A 5758-nucleotide genomic window follows, 5' to 3' on the forward strand; every position below is an offset into this window, starting at 1 on the left:
ATGTGGGTGAGACGCATGCGGATCCGCCATAGGGTGCACCGCAGATCAAGCCCGAGGCTCAGGGTAGTGAGGTCAATAAAGCCCGGCACCGTGGCGGTGGCGACGATGAGGGTCAGCGCCAGAATAACGCCGACACGGTAGCGAACGATCTGGGACAACAGGGTCATCAAGCCACTCCCCGCTTGCGAAATGCTGCGTCCAGAGCGACCGCCAAGGCGATCAATAGCCCGAGCACAAAGCCCTGCATCGGTGTCCGAACGCCTTGCAGCACCATGATGTTGGTCAGGATCTGGACAAAGGTCAGCCCGGCTATAGAACGTGGGATTGATCCGAAGCCACCCATGATGGATACGCCCCCCACCACGACCGCAGTGATGGCGCTGAACTCATAACCGGTCCCGACCAGCGGGCGGGCGCTTTGCAGCGTGAGGCCAAGTAGAGCGCCGCTCAGTCCGCTGCAGAGTGCGGTGATCACGAAGGCGCCGGCCTTGACCGCGCGCACAGGCACGGCGCTGGCTTCGGCAGCGCGATAGTTCCCACCTGTCGCTTTGGTCCAGCGGCCCCAGAACGAGCGGGCGAGCACGAAATTGCCGATCAGCGCGATGGCGACGAACACAAGGACGATGACTGGAACGCCCAGGACCCTACCTTTGACAAGGGCCGCGGTTTCGGGATCTGTGCCATAGACGATGACACCGCCCACTGCCGCCTGAACGATGCCCAGAACGATCGTGCCGACGCTGAGCGTGGCGATGATCGGGTTAACGCCCACGTACCCAATCAGGATGCCATTTACGAGACCGCAAAGGCCTGCAAGGAGTACCGCTACTGCGAAAGCTGCAACCGGGCCGATCTCAGGCTGCAGCGACAAGGCGAGGATGGCACCGCAGGCGATGGTTGCGGGCACCGAAAGTTCGGCCATGCCGCCCACGACCAGAACAAAGGTCATGCCAACCACGACAATGCCCACCAGGGCCATTGATGTCAGGATATTGACCAGGTTGCCCGAGGTGAAAAACACCGGGCTGGCCATTGAGCCATAAAGAAGAGCGGCAAGGATCGCTACGATCAGCGCACCTCGGGAGGCGAACTGCGCAAACCTGTTGCCGCGATTGAACCTGGAATCCTTTGCGCTTGCTGGCGCAGCGATCGAAGCCTCGCTCATGCAGCCTCCTCCCCCGTGGCGAGCGCCATGATGCGCTCGTCGTTCAACGATGCCCGATCAAGGGCCGGGCATGCCCGACCCTCCCGCATGACAATGACGCGGTCGCACACACCCAGGATCTCGGGGAGCTCCGACGAGATCATCACCACGGCCATGCCGCCAGCCACAAGTTCGCCCACGATGCGGTGGATCTCGGCTTTGGCTCCGACGTCGACGCCCCGAGTCGGTTCGTCCAGGATCAGCACGGACGGATTGGCAGACAGCCATTTGGAGATGACCGCCTTCTGCTGGTTTCCGACGGAGAGCAAGTCGATGCGACGCTGGGGGTCAGACGGGATGATGGAGAGGTCCTTGGCATAACGCGCCGCCAGGGCCCGGTCCTGCTGCGTGCTGATCCGGCCCAGTTTGCAGATCTGGCGCAGGATCGGCAGGATGATGTTGTCGCGCACCGTCATCGCCGGGATGATACCGTCTAGTTTGCGGTCCTCGGGCACGTACACCACGCCGGCCTTGCCGGCTGCAGCGGGCGAGCCGATCTTGACGGGCCTGCCATGAATCTCGATCTGGCCGGCGGTAAGCCTGGCAAGACCGAAGATGGCTTTGGCGACTTCCGTGCGACCGGCGCCGACCAGTCCCGTCAGCCCCAGGATTTCGCCGGCACGCACATCAAAACTCACGTTTTCAAAATTCTGTCCGTCGGAGAGTCCGCTGACCTTGAAGACCACGTCCCCGATGACGGAAGGGCTCTTTGGGAAGATGTCGGTAACGTCGCGCCCCACCATCAGCTTGATCATCTCACCGGCGGTGACCCCGTGTGCGGGTCGCGTCTCGATCATGTTGCCGTCGCGAAGGATGGTCACCTCGTCGGCGATCTCGAGGACCTCCTTGAGGCGGTGGCTGATGTAGATGATGGCAATCCCCTTGTCGCGCATGCGACGCAGGATCGCGAACAGCGCCGCTGTCTCATGATCGCTCAAGCTGGAGGTCGGTTCGTCCAGCACGATAACGCGCGGATCGGCCGAATAGGCCTTGGCGATTTCCACCAGCTGCTGCTGACTGATTGGCAGATCGCCCAGCCGCGCTCTGGGGTCTATCGAGGCGCCGAGCTGCGTGAGCACAGCGGCGGCATTGCGAACCATGGCCGCCTTGTCGATCATTCCCCACCGACGCGGCATGCGTCCCAGATAAACATTTTCGGCGACGCTGAGATCAGGAACCAGATTGAGTTCCTGGTGAACCATGCGGATGCCGAGCTTTTGGGCATCGGCGGGCTTGCGCATCCTGACTTCGGCGCCGGCGATCTCGGTCGTGCCGCTGGTGGGCATATAGGTGCCACTCAGGATTTTCATGAGGGTGGATTTGCCCGCGCCATTCTCCCCGACCACGGCATGGATGGTGCCATAGCGCACGGTAAAATTGACATTGGACAGCGCCTTGACGCCTGGAAATGTCTTGGTGATGCCGCGCATTGTCAGCGCGCAATCGGATGGGCTCATTCGGCTTTGCCTCCTCACAGCAGCGCCGTCATCTTGTGTCAGGTAGGTTCCGCCCCCACTTCCACGAGGAAGCAGTCTCCTTCAGCACTGTTACCCAACACGCTGTTCGTTCTATTACACTAATATAATAGTATGGCAAAGGTTATTTGACTGGCGCTCGCCGTTAGGCGGGTGGTTAGGAAAATGGCTGGAATTGACATTCTAATATAATGGTGTTGATAACCTGGGTAAATGGAGTGCGCAGAGATGGAACTGGACGCTTCGAGCCTGAATCGATCGCTGCCATTGCGCGATCAGATTTACCAGATGGTCCGCAACATGATCGTCATGGGGCAGCTCAAGCCCGGCGAATCGATCAACGAAATCCTGATCGCCGAAATCCTAGGGGTGTCGCGAACGCCGGTTCGCGAGGCCGTCAAGCGCATCAGCGATGAAGGGCTGGTGCGGGTCATCGCCCAAACCGGCACGTTTGTATCGCCGATCAGCCGCGATGGGCTTGAAGAAGCCTATGTCATCCGGCGCGCTCTCGAGATGGAGAGTGCCCGCCGCGCCGCCCCCAAGTTCGACGCCGCAGCGGCCGAAGGTCTTGAGGACAATATTGCGGCGCACCGGCTGGCGATCACGCGCGGGCGCTACACGACGGCAATTCAGCTCGATGATGTCTTTCACCGCACCATCGCGGAGATTTGCGGCTTCCCCGCGATTTGGCGGGCGGTTGATATCTCCAAGGCGCAGATGGACCGGGGACGGTACATGGCCATTCCCAAGCCTGGCTATGGGGACCAGACCATCGAGCAGCATACCGCTATCCTCGAAGCTTTGCGCCGGAAGGATCCAGAAGGCGCGGCGCGGGCCATGGAAAACCATCTCGAAACCTCCTTCCGCAACACCCTTGAAGTGGCGGAGAACGTGCTGGGATAGACCCGCCTGCACCTAGCTAGACCCGTCCCGCCATAGTTCACCTCTATACTTTCCTAAGCGTTGCACGCCCCAACTTGGCAGGGTGGGTGAGGCTGTGCCCGGTTTCCTTGCGTATCGGCAACTATTATATTAGTATTTCGAACACGCTGATGAAACCGCTATTGGAGATGCGATGCCAAGATCCCTCAGGCTTTCGGATGCCGACAACCTCGTCCTGGCAGTAGACGTGCTCAATGTAGGCGATAGCGCCGGTGGCGTGGTGGCCAAGGCCCGCATTCCGCGCGGCCACAAAATGGCGACCCGTCCTATTGCCGCGGACGCGCCGCTCATCAAATACGGCCAAACCATTGGCTTTGCCCGGGAGCCGATCGCGGCGGGCGATTGGGTGCACGAGCACAACGTGTATGTCCGCAGCTTCGAGCGCGACTACATCTTCAGCTCTGCGGCCCGGCACACCGAAATGATTCCCGAGGCGAACCGGGAAACCTTCATGGGCTTCAAGAGGGACAATGGGAAGGTTGGGACCCGCAACTACATTGCAACGCTCACCTCGGTAAACTGCTCGGCCAGCGTCGCTCGTTTCATCGCCGATGAAGTGAACCGGTCCGGCATCCTAGCCAATTATCCCAATGTCGATGGTGTTATCGCTCTGGTGCATGGCACTGGCTGCGGGATTGATGTCAAAGGTCCCGCTTATGACGTTCTCAAACGTACGCAGTGGGGCTTTGCCACCAACCCAAATGTGGGGGGCGTGCTGATGGTTGGACTTGGCTGCGAAGCCTTCCAAATCCCACGCTGGATGAAATCCTACGACATTTCCGAGAGCTCAACCTTCCGCAGCATGACCATCCAGGAAACCGGTGGCACCCGCAAAACGGTGGAGGCGGGGGTCCAGGCCATTCTGGACATGCTGCCGATCGTCAACGCAGTTCACCGTACGTCACAGCCTGTTTCGGAGTTGGTCCTGGCACTGCAGTGCGGTGGGTCCGATGGCTACTCCGGCATAAGTGCCAATCCGGCGCTTGGCGCAGCCGTCGATCTTCTTGTCGCCCAGGGCGGCACGGCAGTTCTGTCAGAGACGCCCGAGATCTATGGGGCGGAGCACCTGTTAACCCTGCGAGCCGAGAACCGCGAGGTCGGCGAAAAGCTCATCGAGCGTATCCGCTGGTGGGAGGCCTACACGGCCAAGCATGACATGCAGATGAACAACAATCCATCGCCGGGCAACAAACTGGGCGGGCTGACCACCATTCTCGAAAAATCGCTCGGCGCAGCGGCCAAGGGCGGCACCACGAACCTGCGCGCGGTGTTCGAATATGCCGAGCCCATCAACGAGCGCGGGCTCGTATTCATGGATACGCCCGGCTACGATCCGGTCTCTGCCACGGGACAGGTAGCCGGGGGAGCAAACATTCTGTGTTTCACGACCGGCCGCGGCTCAGCCTTTGGCTGCAAGCCGACGCCCTCGATCAAGCTGGCTTCCAACACCTTCATTTTCGATCAGATGCGGGAAGACATGGACATCAACTGCGGGGATGTCCTTGATGGTGTGAGCCTTGCCGACAAAGGCCGGGAGATCTTTGACGAGATCGTGCGCGTTGCGTCCGGCGCGCGCAGCAAGTCCGAGTGCCTGGGCTATGGCGACAACGAGTTCGTGCCATGGAGTCTCGGCGCCACCATGTAGCGGCGGGCACCGTGTCGATCTGCGACCCGGGCAAATGCTTTCAGACAACCAATTCCTTATCAGCCAGCGCCTGCCAGAGTTGATCGGGGAGGTCCTGCTCGAACCACTCAACGTTCTGTCGGACCCGATCGGGGTGCTTGGCGCCGATCAAAACGGACGTGACTGCAGGATGCCGGAACGGGAACTGGATGGCTGCAGCCGCCAGTGGCACGTCGAACTCGGAGCAGACCATCGCTAGCAGATCGACCTTGCGCGCGACGTCCTCGGGAACGTCCTTGTAGTTGAACTTGCGATTGCCAACCGTCCCGGCCGCCAGGATCCCGGAGTTGAACACGCCGCCAATCACAACCGCCATTCCGCGCTGGCTCGCCTGATCGAGCAACTGGCTGGCGTTCTGCTCAAGCAGGGTTTGGCGACCGGCCAGCAAGGTGCAATCGAGGTCCACCTCTTTGAGCGCGTCGATCACCACTCCGGCTTCATTCACGCCCCGTG

At 60.7% G+C, this 5758-nt stretch carries 5 protein-coding genes; 2 read left to right on the top strand and 3 right to left on the bottom strand.

Annotated elements, in window-relative coordinates; all coding sequences use genetic code 11:
* Nucleotides 1-166: 166 nt before the first annotated feature.
* Complete coding sequence (locus WH91_RS05500; protein ID WP_046170008.1) at nt 167-1165, bottom strand: ABC transporter permease; 999 nt, start codon at nt 1163-1165, stop codon at nt 167-169.
* Nucleotides 1162-2661 carry a sugar ABC transporter ATP-binding protein gene (locus WH91_RS05505; RefSeq protein WP_046170009.1) on the bottom strand — a complete coding sequence of 500 codons (1500 nt, stop codon included), beginning with the start codon at nt 2659-2661 and terminating at the stop codon, nt 1162-1164. Before WH91_RS05505 ends, WH91_RS05500 begins: the two co-directional genes overlap by 4 nt.
* 246 nt (nt 2662-2907) lie before the next feature.
* Between WH91_RS05505 and WH91_RS05510 the strand changes: the two genes are divergently transcribed.
* Both WH91_RS05510 and WH91_RS05515 read left to right on the top strand, forming a co-directional pair.
* Nucleotides 2908-3582, top strand: coding sequence for a GntR family transcriptional regulator (locus WH91_RS05510; RefSeq protein ID WP_046170010.1), 675 nt, complete (start codon nt 2908-2910; stop codon nt 3580-3582).
* Between the two features lie 172 nt (nt 3583-3754).
* Nucleotides 3755-5266, top strand: coding sequence for a UxaA family hydrolase (locus tag WH91_RS05515; RefSeq protein WP_046170011.1), 1512 nt, complete (start codon nt 3755-3757; stop codon nt 5264-5266).
* 40 nt (nt 5267-5306) lie between these two features.
* Here WH91_RS05515 and WH91_RS05520 read toward each other — a convergent pair.
* Nucleotides 5307-5758, bottom strand: a 452-nt coding sequence (locus WH91_RS05520) for an aldo/keto reductase (RefSeq protein WP_046170012.1), incomplete at its 5' end; no start/stop codon positions are given.

This window comes from Devosia psychrophila (genome assembly GCF_000971275.1).
Classification (GTDB): Bacteria; Pseudomonadota; Alphaproteobacteria; order Rhizobiales; family Devosiaceae; genus Devosia; species Devosia psychrophila.